Origin of the sequence: Idiomarina sp. H2 (genome assembly GCF_004364275.1) — a bacterium.
GTDB classification, from domain to species: Bacteria; Pseudomonadota; Gammaproteobacteria; order Enterobacterales; family Alteromonadaceae; genus Idiomarina; species Idiomarina loihiensis.
In genome coordinates this window covers 235,175-249,100 of sequence record NZ_SNZY01000002.1, presented here as the reverse complement: position 1 = coordinate 249,100, position 13,926 = coordinate 235,175, and the positions used below count along the sequence as shown (strand labels likewise).

The 13,926-nt window shown below is 50.0% G+C and carries 12 protein-coding genes and 1 pseudogene; 9 read left to right on the top strand and 4 right to left on the bottom strand.

Annotation, left to right across the window (positions count from 1 at the left end; translation table 11 throughout):
* The first annotated feature begins 4 nt into the window (after positions 1-4).
* From DET62_RS03385 to DET62_RS03345, 9 genes are all read left to right on the top strand, one after another.
* On the top strand, positions 5-1,060 hold the full coding sequence (locus DET62_RS03385; RefSeq protein ID WP_166635818.1) for an efflux RND transporter periplasmic adaptor subunit: 1,056 nt from the start codon (positions 5-7) through the stop codon (positions 1,058-1,060).
* A 13-nt stretch (positions 1,061-1,073) separates the two neighbouring features.
* Positions 1,074-4,154, top strand: coding sequence for an efflux RND transporter permease subunit (locus DET62_RS03380; RefSeq protein ID WP_110012912.1), 3,081 nt, complete (start codon positions 1,074-1,076; stop codon positions 4,152-4,154).
* Between the two features lie 56 nt (positions 4,155-4,210).
* Positions 4,211-4,471 (top strand): MbtH family NRPS accessory protein, encoded by a 261-nt coding sequence (locus tag DET62_RS03375; protein ID WP_208107578.1) that lies wholly within the window; start codon positions 4,211-4,213, stop codon positions 4,469-4,471.
* Positions 4,468-4,872, top strand: coding sequence for a VOC family protein (locus DET62_RS03370; RefSeq protein WP_110012913.1), 405 nt, complete (start codon positions 4,468-4,470; stop codon positions 4,870-4,872). The genes DET62_RS03375 and DET62_RS03370 overlap by 4 nt, the downstream gene beginning before the upstream one ends.
* Complete coding sequence (ribD, locus tag DET62_RS03365) at positions 4,869-5,981, top strand: bifunctional diaminohydroxyphosphoribosylaminopyrimidine deaminase/5-amino-6-(5-phosphoribosylamino)uracil reductase RibD (protein WP_166635819.1); 1,113 nt, start codon at positions 4,869-4,871, stop codon at positions 5,979-5,981. Before DET62_RS03370 ends, ribD begins: the two co-directional genes overlap by 4 nt.
* A 36-nt stretch (positions 5,982-6,017) precedes the next feature.
* The gene (gene ribA, locus DET62_RS03360; protein ID WP_110012914.1) at positions 6,018-6,650 is read left to right on the top strand and encodes a GTP cyclohydrolase II RibA; all 633 of its coding nucleotides are present in this window, start codon (positions 6,018-6,020) and stop codon (positions 6,648-6,650) included.
* 59 nt (positions 6,651-6,709) lie between these two features.
* Complete coding sequence (locus DET62_RS03355; protein WP_110012915.1) at positions 6,710-8,416, top strand: WD40 repeat domain-containing protein; 1,707 nt, start codon at positions 6,710-6,712, stop codon at positions 8,414-8,416.
* Complete coding sequence (locus tag DET62_RS03350; RefSeq protein ID WP_110012916.1) at positions 8,417-9,463, top strand: SUMF1/EgtB/PvdO family nonheme iron enzyme; 1,047 nt, start codon at positions 8,417-8,419, stop codon at positions 9,461-9,463. It begins immediately after the preceding gene.
* 471 nt (positions 9,464-9,934) lie between these two features.
* Positions 9,935-10,183 carry a hypothetical protein gene (locus tag DET62_RS03345; protein WP_110012917.1) on the top strand — a complete coding sequence of 83 codons (249 nt, stop codon included), beginning with the start codon at positions 9,935-9,937 and terminating at the stop codon, positions 10,181-10,183.
* An 808-nt stretch (positions 10,184-10,991) separates the two neighbouring features.
* Here the strand turns inward: DET62_RS03345 and DET62_RS03340 are convergent.
* From DET62_RS03340 to DET62_RS03325, 4 genes and pseudogenes are all read right to left on the bottom strand, one after another.
* On the bottom strand, positions 10,992-11,270 hold the full coding sequence (locus DET62_RS03340; protein ID WP_011233312.1) for a hypothetical protein: 279 nt from the start codon (positions 11,268-11,270) through the stop codon (positions 10,992-10,994).
* A 158-nt stretch (positions 11,271-11,428) separates the two neighbouring features.
* Positions 11,429-11,854 (bottom strand): bifunctional diaminohydroxyphosphoribosylaminopyrimidine deaminase/5-amino-6-(5-phosphoribosylamino)uracil reductase RibD, encoded by a 426-nt coding sequence (locus DET62_RS03335; protein WP_011233313.1) that lies wholly within the window; start codon positions 11,852-11,854, stop codon positions 11,429-11,431.
* A 181-nt stretch (positions 11,855-12,035) separates the two neighbouring features.
* Positions 12,036-13,050, bottom strand: a pseudogene (locus tag DET62_RS03330) (IS3 family transposase); the annotation flags it as partial.
* Between the two features lie 25 nt (positions 13,051-13,075).
* Positions 13,076-13,924 carry a DMT family transporter gene (locus DET62_RS03325; protein ID WP_011233316.1) on the bottom strand — a complete coding sequence of 283 codons (849 nt, stop codon included), beginning with the start codon at positions 13,922-13,924 and terminating at the stop codon, positions 13,076-13,078.
* Between the last annotated feature and the right edge of the window lie 2 nt (positions 13,925-13,926).

Below are 13,926 nucleotides of genomic sequence, written 5' to 3'. Positions count from 1 at the left end.
CCCCATGAAACATTTCGCCAAGTATTTGTTGGCCGCTTTTATTGCTCTGACCAGCCTAACCACCAGCGCAGCAGACGTACCTGTCTATGTCGCTACCGCTGAAACCCGCGATATCGCCGCGAGCCGCGATTTTCCCGGCCGCGTCGTAAGTGACAGCTACATCAGTCTCTCGGCGGAAGTGAGCGGCAAACTAACTTGGATCAAAGAGCTCGGCTCCCAAGTCAAAAAAGGCGAGGTAGTGGCGAGTGTCGACGACTCATTGTTACAACTGGCCAGAGATAAAGCCGCTCAAGCGGTAGTGAACTATCAATCGCAATTAGCTCTGGCACGCAAACGCCGAGACCGTCACAGCGTGCTGTCAAAAGAAAACTATGTCGCGCAAAACCTCCTCGATACCCTCGACGAAGAAATTGCGCAACTGTCGGGCCTGTTGCGACAAGCCAATGTTGAGCTAGCGACAAAGCAGCAACTGTTGGCGCGCTGCCAGATTAAAGCGCCGTTCAACGGCCGCATAACTGAGCGTTTGCTTAAATCCGGCGAGTGGGTCGAACAGTCTGAAGCCGTACTGCGTATAATTGACGATAGCGCTTTGGAAGTGTCGTTGCGTGTTCCTTCTACTTTCGCTGCCGGTGTACAAATCAACGAAGCGGTCAGCGTGCGTTCTGACGTCGGCGTGGTGGCTGGTATCTTGGCCACCAAGGCTGTCCAGCTAGATTTCAAATACTACGAATTGCGCGTCGATTTCTCCGATGTCGCGTTACCGGCAGGAATGCCGGTAACGGTCGGCTTCAAGGTCCCCGGCCAGGGGCATCCGCAATTGGCGGTGCCCAGCGATGCGCTGTTGGTGCGCAACAACAAAGTCGGAATCTTCAAAATCGACCAACAACAGCAGGCGATCTATGTGCCGGTCTATCCACTAGTCGTCGACCACGGCTGGGCCGCGGTTGAAGGTCAGGTTAGCGCCGGTGATACCGTGGTGATCCGTGGTGTTGAACGCTTGGTGCACGGGCAAACGGTGAAAATCCTTACGCCAGAAATGCAACTGACGTCACAGCGTTAAGAGGGCAGTAATCATGGCGCTTAAAATTTCAGCCGCAGCTATCAAGAACCCAACTGCCGTCATCGCTTGTATCGTGCTGACCGTGGTGATGGGCTTGGGCTATATTTACAAACTGCCGGTACAATTGGTGCCGGACGTCGAACTCGACCGCATTACTGTCTATAGCGATTGGCCTGGCGCTGCGCCAGCGGAAGTCGAAGCGCAGTTGCTTGAACCGCAGGAAAAGCTGTTTGGCAAACTGTCGGGGCTAGCCAATCTTGAAGCCTCGGCAACCTTTGGTCGCTCGACCATCGTGTTGACTTTCGCCCCAGATACGGTAGTAGAAAACGCGATGCTAGAATTGGTCAACAGCCTCAACAGCATTCCCAATTATCCCGATGATGCGAACGAGCCGGTGGTTGTGGTTGGCGCTGGCAGCAACGCCACTGCTATCTCATGGTTGTCTATCCGCCCAGCGGAAGGTAACTCTGCATTGGTACTCGATTCGTTGAACCTGATTGAGCAGGTCGTACAGCCGCAGCTTGAGCGTATCGAAGGTGTTGCGAGCACCCGACTTATCGGCGGCCGCAAACGTGTTTTGGCAATCGAAGTCGACCCTTACAAAGCCGCGTCGTTCGGCATCGAGTTCCCGCGGTTGGCGCAAACCCTAGCTCGAAACCACAACGTCTCTGCCGGATCTATCGATGCAGGCCGCCGCAAATTGAGCCTACGTTTGGCCTCTGGCTATAGCATTGAACAATTGCGTCAGTCTATAGTTGCCCGCAATGCCGAACGTGTCGTGCGCTTGGCCGATGTGGCCGAAGTGAAAATGGACTATGCCAAACCAGACGGTGTGTTCAGCGAAAACGGTGGCACTTCTATTGCCATCAGCGTGCAGGCGGTGAAAAACGTCAGTGTGCTCGATGTGATGGACCGTCTCAACAAAGTCGTCTCGGTTTTAGGCGAGGGCGTGCTCAAACAGAACGGTTTGACCATTACTCAGGTTTACGATGAAACCGTCTACATCAATGACGCTATCGAGCAAGTCTACGCTAATCTCGCTTTGGGTATCGTCTTGGCGGTTGCAGTGCTGTGGTGGTTCATGCGCCGGTTCCAAGCGACGATGGTGGTGGCTTTTTGTATTCCGTTGACATTGTTCAGCGCCTTTATTCTTATCGGTGCGCTGGGCCGCTCTATCAATGTCGTCTCTTTGGCCGGTTTGGCGCTGGCTGCAGGTTTATCGATCGATGCCGCGATTGTGGTGTTCGAGAATGTGTTACGTCACTTTCATAAAGGGGGAAATCGTGAAAAGGCGTCGATTGTTGCAACCGGTCAGGTTACCGGTGCGTTGATTGCCTCTACCTTGACCACAGTCGCCATCTTCTTGCCTATTATCTTTACTGAAGATACCACCAGTCAGTTGTTTTCCGACTTGGCGATTGCCATCACTGCTACCGTGGTTTTGTCGCTGTTGGTCTCAATCACTGTTATCCCGGCCATCTTAGTACGGCTGAAATCAGTGCGCGGCGTTAGCGCCAACGCAGACCGTTTTGCTCCGCTGTGGGACCGTTGGACGGATATCGTCATGGCCTGGACTTCTACTGCCAAGCGCCGCTGGTTGTGGCTAGTGTCCTTGGTGACTGGTGCGATTGTGCTGAGCTGGGTTTTGATCCCTAAAGTTGATTACTTGCCACAAGGCAACCAAAACTCGATTTTCGCCTATATCAGCCCGCCACCGGGCGTGAGCTTGGCGGTTGCACAGGATGAACTGGAAAAGACCATCAACGAACGGATGTTGCCTTATTATCAACATCATAAGCAGCCGTACATCAAGAACTACTGGCTCGGCTTCTACGGTCGCTACGGCTTCCTTGGCGCCACTGCGGCGGATAGCGATGAAGTCGATGAACTCATCAATGTAATTAACAACGAGATCCTCAAAGATCTGCCGGATGTTCGTGCCTATGCGTCACGCTCTTCGATTTTCGGCCGCTTCAGCGGTGGTCGGGTGGTAGACGTCAATATCCAAGGCAGCGATACGGACAACCTGATGACTGTCGCCAACGCCGCCTACCAAAAGATCGGCGAATCGTTAAAGGGTGCTTCAGTGCAACCTATTCCTGGACTGGCGTTCGATGAGCCTGAGTTCCGCGTCCAGCCGGATGACCGCAGCTTGGCCGACAACGGTTGGGATCGCTATGACCTAGGTCGTGTGCTCAGTACTTTAGGCGACGGTTTGTGGCTCGGCGAGTTTTTCGACGGCCGCGAACGTCTCGACCTTAAATTGACCTCTAGCGAAGAATTGACGCCGGAAACCCTATTGAACTTTCCGGTGGTCACCGCTTATGGCAACGTGGCGACTTTGGCTGAGTTGGCCACTGCCGAGCAACGTGTCAGCGCTGCGACCATTCGGCGCATCAACGGTGCCCGTACGGTAACTTTGCGAGTGGTTCCACCGCAAGGGATGTCGTTGGAACAGGCCATCGCCCAAATCCAACAAGATGTCGAGCCGCAATTGCAGCCGTTGCTGAAAAATAATAGCCGTATCGTTTATGAAGGTACTGCGGCGGCACTGAGCTCAGCCATCCAGAGCATGGGCACGAACGTGTTATTGGCGGTGTTGATCCTTTATCTGGTGATTGCGGCGCTATTCAGCTCATTCAAAGACAGCCTCTATGTGGTCTTGACCATTCCCTTGGCGGCTGTGGGCGGCTTCGTCGCCATCCGTTTGACTAACTTCTTCGTATTCCAGCCGCTCGACCTGCTAACCATGATTGGCTTCATCATTCTGCTCGGCATGGTGGTGAACAACGCCATTCTGCTGGTGGCCGAAATCCGCCGCGGCACGAGCGAACAACTTCAACTGGTCGATGCCATTCGCTTAGGCTTGCGTAATCGAGCCAGGCCCATTCTCATGACTACTTTAACTACTGTTTTCGGCATGTTACCGCTGTTGTTACTGCCGGGTGAGGGGAGCGAACTTTATCGCGGCTTGGCTGCAATAGTGATCGGCGGGATGTTGTTGAACGTGGTGTTCACCTTCATTTTGGTGCCCACCATGATGCAAATTTTCGAAGCGCCGGTACCACTAGCCAGAGCCGCGCGGTCACGCTAGCGCACTCGGCCAAACCCGTACGATAAGGAGAACAGGAAGTGCCATCCAATAGCAATATGATGCCGAGCCACCTAGTGGTGGTGAATCACGAACAACAATACTCGCTGTGGTCGACTAAGCGTCCGCTGCCCGGTGGTTGGCAGGCGGTGACCATTCCAGCCGTGTGGCTCGAAAACCATCGTGCTCGCAATCCGCAAGACTCGGACAAGGCAATCTGTCTGGCCTACATCGGCGAGATTTGGCAAGACATGCGACCTTTATCTGTGTGTCGTTTCCAAACGATGCAACAACAAACCAGCACAGGAGCGATGTCATGAATCTAAATCAAGTCACTATGCCTAGCCATGATATCGACGCAGCCAAAGCATTCTATCAAGGCATGGGGTTTATTTTGATTGTCGATACGCCGCATTACTTGCGCTTTGAATGCCCGATCGGCGATGCGACATTTTCAGTGTCGAGAGTTGACTCGTTGGCCGCCGCCGATAGCCGCGGTGTCGTGGTTTACTTCGAGTTTGGCGAAGGTGAGTTGGACGAGAAGGCCGCTGAATTGTCTGCTGCCGGATACGAGTTTGAGCATATGCCGCAAGACAAGCGCTATTTGTGGCGTGAAGCGGTGCTGACCGACCCATCGGGCAACAAGTTGATTCTCTATTTCGCGGGTGTCAACCGCAAGAGCCCGCCTTGGCGGGTCAAATCTGAGGGGACGCGCTCATGAGCCTGAGCGATATCGAAGCGATGCAGCGCGCCATCGAATTGGCCAAGGCAGGGATTTACTCCGCCCAACCCAATCCGCGAGTCGGCTGCGTGCTGGTCAAAGACGGCGAAATCGTCGGCGAAGGGGCTCATCTGAAACCTGGTGAGCTGCACGCCGAGCGTAACGCGCTGTTGGCTGCCGGCGATAAGGCCAAAGGTGCGACAGCCTACGTCACTTTGGAGCCGTGTTGTCATTGGGGTCGCACACCACCGTGCTGCGACGCTCTAATTGAATCCCAAGTCGCCTGCGTTTTCGTGGCGATGGTTGACCCAAACCCGCAAGTGGCGGGCAAAGGCATAGAGATCTTGCGCACCGCTGACATCTGCGTCGAGGTTGGACTGCTGGAACAGCAAGCGCGGGATCTCAATCCGGGATTCATTGCCTGTATGAGTGAGGGACGCCCTTATGTGCGTGCCAAGCTGGCGATGAGTCTTGACGGCAAAACCGCCATGGCTGATGGCGAGAGCCAATGGATCACCACGGCGGATGCCCGCCAAGACGTACAGCGCTGGCGTGCCAGAAGCTGTGCGGTGATCACTGGCTCCGGAACTGTAATTGCTGACGACCCGTCACTCAATGTGCGCTGGCAAGAGTGGGATTATCAGTACAAACCTGAGTCATCCCGCCAAAGGCAGCCACGTCGAGTGATAGTCGATTCCAAGGCGCAATGTAAGAGCGCCATCAAGATGTTGACGCTGGAAGGGGAAACTTGGCTGGCGACTTTATCGCAAGACTCTGAGAAACAAGAGCAATGGCAACAGGCTGGCGGGCATTGGCATCTAGCGGAGGAAAACAATGGCAAGGTGGCATTGGATGCTTTGGTACAGGCGCTTGGAACCGATTGCAACGAGATCTTAGTCGAAGCTGGTCCTGAGCTTATTGGTGCTTTCGCTGAGCAAGACCTGATAGACGAATACCTGATTTACGTGGCCCCTAAGTTTTTAGGAGCCGATGCGCGCTCGCTGCTGGATCTGCCGCAGATCAAGCGCCTAGCCGACCACAAGTCCGTCGACTTTATTTACATCAGTCGAGTCGGCGACGACCTACTGATCAGGGCAACAGCCCGTTAACACTTTTAACTATTTTTATTTTTTGAGGAGTCGATCATGTTTAACTCTAACGTTCAGTTTAAAATCGCCGACCAAGTTACCGTTCGCAACAGTGCTTTGGTGCCAATCCGCAACTACGATAAACCGTCTGAAATCTTCTCTTTCTACGGCCTAGAAGACGGTGAAGAGCATGTCGTGTTCGCGTTGGGCGATTGGAAGAATGTCGAAGTGCCTTTGGTGCGTCTGCACTCGGAATGTTTGACTGGTGATGTCTTCCACTCGCGCAAATGTGATTGCGGCGAGCAGCTCAATCAAGGCATCGAAGAAATCTACCAACACGGCGGCTTTATTGTCTACTTGCGTCAAGAAGGCCGTGGAATCGGGCTTTATAACAAAATCGATGCATACAATCTGCAAGCCCAAGGGATGGATACCTTCGCAGCCAACAATCACCTAGGTTTCGCCAATGATTTGCGCAACTTCAAAGTGGCTGCCGACATGTTAAAAGCCTTGGGTCACAACAAAATCATCCTGCTTTCCAACAACCCAGAGAAAAAAGCGCATTTGGAAGCGAACGGCGTACAAGTGGTCAAAGAACAGGAAACCGGCGTGTTCCACAACGAGCACAATATCCCTTATCTCAGCGCCAAAGTGACTACCACACATCATAAGATTGCTTTGCCGCGCTAATCGACGCGACCCATATTTGGCTAAACCAATTGTAAGAAATTAAAAAAGAGAGTTTATTCATGATCAAACATATTTCACCGTTAAGCGGAATTGCCGCCTACCAAGGCAAATTTGTCCTGTCTGCCGGCTACGACAATCAAGTGATTTTGTGGGATGCAGATAACCGAGAGGCATTGGCCCGCGGGATGCACGACCACTTGGCTAATCAGTGCGCCTTTAGCCCTGGCGGAAGCCTTTGTGCTTCCTCCAGCTCAGACTATTCAGTGCGCTTGTGGCAATTGCCGAGCATGCGCTTGCAAACGGTAATGACTACCCATGACGACGATGTTGAAGGGATTGCTTTCCACCCCAGCAGGCCTTGGATCGCTACGTGTTCTCGCGACCATACGTTGTGTCTGTTTGACTTAGATGGCAACTTGTTACAACGCTTCTATGGCCACAGCGCGGACGTGATCTCCGTCGCCTGGCAGGGTGATTCCGATATCCTGCTCAGCTCGTCTGACGATGGCACCATCAAACGTTGGGATGTCCGCTACGGTGATATCCTGGAAGATATCGATCTCGGCGGTATCGAAACCGACACTATCGCCATTACTAACGAAGGCGTAATCTATGCGGGTAACGATGAAGGCGAAGTAGTCGTTATCGCCCACAAGGATAAAAATACCGTAAAAGCGCACAATGCAGGGATCAAACGATTGGTCTACGATGCCTCGCAAGACCGCTTGGTCAGCTTGAGCTACGATCGCCAAGTCAAGGTTTGGGCGTGTAGCAAAGCGGGTATCGAGTGCATGCATACCGCGGACCTTCCAGCGATTGTTTGGCCTCGGTCGGCCACTTTCCTCGACCAGGACAACTTGGTGTTTGTGACCTTCGGTAGCTCTTATGCTGAATACAATATCGAAACCGCAGAATGGACTCTTGACCACATCGAGCCCACGCTCGGCGTCAACGCGGTCTGTGAATATAAAGGAGACCTTTATACCATCGGTGATGCTGGCGTGGTTCACTGCAACAATAAATTGGTACGCACCCTGCCAAGTTTGTGTAACTTTTTCACCCCTATGGGCGATGCATTGATCACTGGCGGTCAAACTGGCCAAGTATTTGATGCTATCAGCGGCGAGTGTATCTATCAGCACCGCTCGCCACTGAATTGTGGTGCTGCTTTTATGCGCAATGGCGAAGAACATGTGGTTGTTGGCACTTATACTGGTGAGGGATTGATCTTCAAGCGCGATGCTCAAGGTGCCATAGCCTTGATAGAGTCGCTTAAACTGCACGAGAATGCGATTAAAGGAATATGCGTCAATAGTGAGCAAATCTTTAGTGTTTGCGCCGACGCCTCGGCGGCGTTTACTCGCATTAGTGATTTCGAGCGAGCCCATTATGTAGAACAGGCGCACGATATGATAGCCAACGGCTGCGCCAGTGCTGAGAACGGCAATTTTGTTTCGGTCAGCCGAGATTTGAAACTGCGTATTTGGAATGGCATTGCAATGGAGGTCATCGACACCCCGAACGAGAACTCTATCAAGTGCGTGACGATCAGTGCCGACGGCAAATATGTCGTAACTGGCAATTACGCCGGGTTTATCGGAGTTTATGAGCGCGATAGCGGCGTTTGGCTGCAATGGTATCACCCAAGCTATGCCGGTATTTCCTCACTGTCACGTACACCTAAAGGAGATTTCTTGGCAAGTTCCTACGATGGTAAAACCCATTTTTTGGCAGCAGAATCATTGATTAAAAGAAAGGCGGTATAAATGAGCAGTTCACAAGACATCCTGGCGCTTCACCAAGCCCTATCGCTGACCGGCACCGTCATCGGTCGGCACAAACTCGCTACCATCAATCAGCTCAGCGAGCGCGATGCGATGGCATTACCGAGTCGCTATGTTGATTCGGCACTTGATGACCTATCGGAGCAAATGACGCAGTTTGAACAATATGACACTGCACAGTTGTTGACGATCGCTGAAGGGATCGAGTGCTCATTTAAAGAACGCTTTGTGGCTGGACAATTGCTGGGTTTGCGCGGCGACCCGCGCATTAAAACCCTAACGCCAGAGATGTTGGTGGTACCGGCGGCGACGGTGACTTTAGGCTTGGCGCCTGAAGAGGTTGCCAGAGTGGTCGAGCAATATAGCCACTATGGTGTGTTGGCCGAATGGATCGAGAAAGAAACGCCGACCTTCGCCACCGAAATCAAATCGTTCAAACTTGGCAAGTATTGCGTTACGAATCAAGAGTACCGTGAGTTTATGGAGGATACCGGCTACCAGAATTTCCCAACGACTTGGGAATACGGTGTCTACAAGGCCGAACTCAATAATCACCCGGTTAATACCATCAGTGCGAAAGATGCCGACAACTATTGTCGCTGGTTGTCGGAGAAAACCGGTCGCCAATTCCGTCTGCCGAGGGAGGCCGAGTGGGAATACGCCGCAACCGGCGGAAAAGGATTGGAATTCCCGTGGGGTAACAATTTTGTAGCCGATCACGCCAATACTGTCGAAAGCGGAATCTTGCGGAGCACCCCGGTAGGGATCTTTGCCAAAGGTGCTGGTTTGTTCGCTCACATGGACCTTGCAGGAAATGTCGAAGAGTATGTCGCGGACAACTATGCCGCCTATCCTGGCGCTAGGCTGGTCGTCGATGATCTGTTGGAGAAAGAAGGAGGTTATCGTATTGCTAGAGGTGGTAGCTTTACTCGCTTTCGCGACCTCGCTCGAACGCGTCGCCGTCACGGACGTTATAGTTCCAATCTGTATGTAATGGGATTCCGTTTGGCTGAATCTATCGACGAATAGACCCAGCCCGAAGATGGGCAGTACCAAGCTGCCCGTCTTTCGAATGATTCAATGGCCGATATTTGGCTTAATGAACGACATTGAGCAAAGACCCATTATTTAGAAATCATTAATAAAAAACAGTCATTCGAAAATATCAATTTGTATGACCATAGAGAGCAAATGTTTCAAAAGTAATAAAAGTGTGAACATCCCCTCCAACTATCGATAGATAACAATGATAAAAAATAGTTAAATTCTAGGTAAAAAAATTATTTATAGCAATAAGTATATGTTTTAAAGGGAAAAAATTGAAGTCACAAATCGGTCTCATAAATGTTTGGAAACGATTATTGTTAATCACACGTCAAACTCGCACTCTTTGAGCTGTATCAAGGCAACTGGCAACGCGCTCTGTATTAGTCGCGTCAGTTAAGCCACCCATAAAGCTGTTTTACAAAAATTGGACGATAAACTTAAGGAGACATCAAAATGAACCGTAACAATAAAAAACTTTCATTGATCGCTATCTTATTTGGGCTCAGAATTTTTACCGCTCAAGCCAGCGGCGAAGTACTTAGTACGGAAACTACTTCAACACTAACCTCTACCGAACAATTTCAAATAACAGAGCTTAGCGCTGAAGAACAAGCAGCAGTGGAGTGGTATCAAATGGTTAAAGATTTCGGTATCTGTACGCCCTACCCACAATGTAAGATCAAATATATCCGCTCATCCTGAGATGTATATTTCAGTATTTGAAAACTATCTGTTATTCGAGGGGTCATGTCCTTTCCTCTGAAATCCAGCAGTATAATCGCGATGCAGCAGCGGTCGACCCATAAAAAAGTGGAGATGCAGAGGGTTTGCTACTGAGCAAACCCTCTGTTTCCCTGCATGTAGAATTCTCAGAAAGTACAAATACTGTACAGGTGTAAAAGGTCGTCTCATTGAGAAGTGCGGTTGAGATGTGTGAGAAGGGTAATATCATTTCGTCTTGAGAATTGCGGGAGCTAGCGGCTTTTGCCCTAAGCCCGTAGGGCTTAGGATAGCTCGAATATTAAAAATTTCCAGTTCTGAGCTTCGGGTTGGGTTTCGAAACTGAGTTCGGGTGTTCATAGTAAGCTCCGAAACGAGAAGTTTTCTGGCTAGTGGTCCATTTTGGCTGGCTGGATTGTGGCAAGTTTTGCACTGTACTGTTCTTTTACGTTCTTACATCTGGCTAAATGGCCCTCCACCGAAACTCAGTAAACTATTGATGTATCAAGTAAAGCCAGTTTCGGACGGTTAACCCCAAACTACCCAGTTTCGTCGGTCTGCCCTCCGGAGGCGGAGGTCTATTGTGGCTGATTTGGCGCTGGATCAGGGCTGTGTCCATTCTGTGTCCAGATTGTGGCCGCGGTTGCGGGTGACAAATTAGCGGATGTAAATTTTGACCTTTGCCTAATCTAATAATAAAACGAACTCCTCCAGAGAAAAAGTAATCGGCTCACTACATGCTTTATTTAGCAGGTGGAGCTGTGTAGTAATTTCCGTTATCGCTCCAGAACTATAACCAGCCTGAGTCGTTCATAACGAAATATTCGCCAAACGTGTTTTCTTCAACATTCTCAATTTTTGTTCCGTGTTTTATATCGCTTAATGTTACTTCATGCTTGCTAATTTCACCTGGCCCGAATACTTGGGCAATATAATGCTTTCCGTTTTCGCTATACAAATACATCGTTGTCTCCAAACCGTTTTTGGCATCCCACTTCCCTATTATTTCACCTACTATTCCGGGATCTACTGATTCAAGAGCGTCCTTTTCTGCAGTAGTTTTGCCCATAATATTTACATTCAATATTGGAGCGTAGTCGGTTCTTGCCCAGTAAACAGAAGTGCTCAACCTTTAATCGAGTTTAAGGGGCTGGAAAGACTGAAAATTCGTGTAGTTATAACCTAATCCTTGTTAAACCATAGCTTTCTGGTTTTTAGCGAAACTATTTATGATTTTGCTAAATAGGGGGAAAGGAATTGTGCTACCAGTTCAGCACACAGGCCGACCTCAACTTTTACGCCTCCCGCCGTTAGTATCTCTGCGCCTTTACCATTGTTTCTGATGTCTGGGTCGAGCATTGCGATAATCACATGCTTGATGCCCGAAGCGAGAAGTGTGCTTGCGCAAGCAGCAGTCCGGCCGACAAAAGAACAAGGCTCTAAAGTGACGTATGCAGTAACGCCGCTTAGGTCTCCTGAATGAGCATTTAAAGCCTCTACTTCTGCATGACTTCCACCAATGGCCTGCGTAAAGCCTTTGGATATTACTTCGCCATCTTTAACCAGCACACATCCGACAGGAGGATTCGGTTCACAGTGGGGAAGTGCTTGTTTGGAAATATTCAAAGCTTCCAGCATGAATTTTTCAGACATTTGAAACCTTCACCCCCGGTTTAGCTGGTTTACTTTAGTATGCCGTCATCAACAGCCTGCTCAAGTTTACTTCTGATGACAGACCAAAGCGCTTTGATGTCGCTCTCAATTCGTTGGTTTACGGAAAGCCCCTTACCTTTAGTAATTCCATGCGCCTTCCAGTTGGGGTTCTACTTCGTTATCACGGACGGTTTAAAATCGCGCTAAACTGCTGATCTTGTTTTGCCAGTCTACGACGCATTCTTGGATTATGAAACCGCTCAATATAATCAAAAATATCTGAACGAGCTTTATCCCTTGTTCGATAATGGCGATAATTCACTCTTTCACGCTTCAGTATCCCAAAAAATCCTTCACAGCCGGCGTTGTCGCTGCAGTTACCGACTGCGCTCATGCTGCTGATCAGGTTATTAAATTTGAGAGCACGCTGATAATCACCGCTGGTAAATTGAGAACCGCTATCCGAATGTAAAATCACAGGCTGATTGCCTGTTCGTTGCCAGACGGCCATTTCCACTGCGCGAACAACCATGTAACGATCCTGCCGATGATGCATAGACCAGCCCACTATCAGTTTGCTGTACAAGTCGAGCACAACGCACAGAAACGGTTTACCTTCGGTGGTTTTGACTTCGCCATTTAGTTTCAGGCTCTGTTGCTGTGAAGTCACGTGCCAGGTGATCTTTAAGGCCAGCGGGTCTGGCGGCCGGTCGCTTTCGGCCTCGTCCTTTCTTATGAGTCCAGCCCTGAAAGCCATTAACGGCCATTAAGCGGGCCACACGATTCAGACTCACTCGTTCACCTTCAATAGACAGATCTTCATGCATACGTGGTGCGCCAATTACACCACCACTGTCCTCGTGGATCTCCTTAATGCGCGTCAGTATCCGCTGATTTTCGACGTCCCGGGCACTGGGAGGCTGTGCTGCCCAGGCGTAATATCCGTTGGGTGACACTTGCAGACATCGACACATTAAGCGTATCGGAAACTTATCTCGGCAACGCTCTATCGCCTGATATCTCAGAACGAGTCTTTTGCGAAGAACGTTGCCGCTTCTTGCAAAAATCCCGTTCCTTTTTAAGCCGGGAATTCTCGCGTTTAAGCCGCGCCATTTCTTCGTCACGGGGGTTACTTGATCCCTTGAAAGCTTTTTAGAGGATGGTTCGGCTTCACGCCGCCACCGGCTGAGCAAAGAGTAATTTAAGGCCAGACTTCCGACTTTAAGCCGATCTATTAGAGTTCCGCAGAGTTAAAACGGTGAGTGGTGCAATGATAAGGACTGAACCTATATAAAACCTTGCGTCAGGGGTTTCGGTAAAAAACACAATCCCCAGTATTACCGCCCCAATAAGGCCTGTATACTCGGCGCTGGTGACTTTGTTGCTTTCTGCGGCTCGATAAGCAAAAACGCAGGTACCGGCATAAATCATCGCAAACAAACTGGAGCCCACTGAAATTAAAAAAGTACTGACATCAAAACTGGCACCTTCAAACCATGCCATTGCAGAAGCTAAAGGAATACCCAATAGGTTAGTTAAGTAAAGCGTGTCCAGAATACTGTGTTCAGCCGGAAGCTTTTTTACTAGCAGATTATTGAGCGCCAGGGTTGTAGCAACCACCAGGGCCGCCAACGCAAAAATGTTTGTAGAGGAGGGGTTCACAATTACCAATACGCCAACCATGCCTAAGACTGCAGTAATCAAAGATAAGCGTGTGACACGCTCTTTAAAAAACATGCGGGCTAATACAACCGTGATAATAGGCGCCGCATAAAATATGGCATTCGCAGTCGCTAGCGGTAAAGTGGTTAATGATATCACCATAAACACCGTACCGAGTAAAAAAATATGAGCGCGAGTGGCATGCCAACGTATATTCTTAGGCAATAATGGGCGCTTAAAAAGCAACATAAACGGTAAAAGCATCAGCGTGGCACTTATTTGACGGTATAAAACAAATTGAAAAGGTGCCTCAAAACCATCCAGTAGCTTAATCAAAGAATCTGAGAGAATAACGATGTTATTTCCTAAGACCAACATAATAATAGCCATGAGCAATGAGCGATCCACCT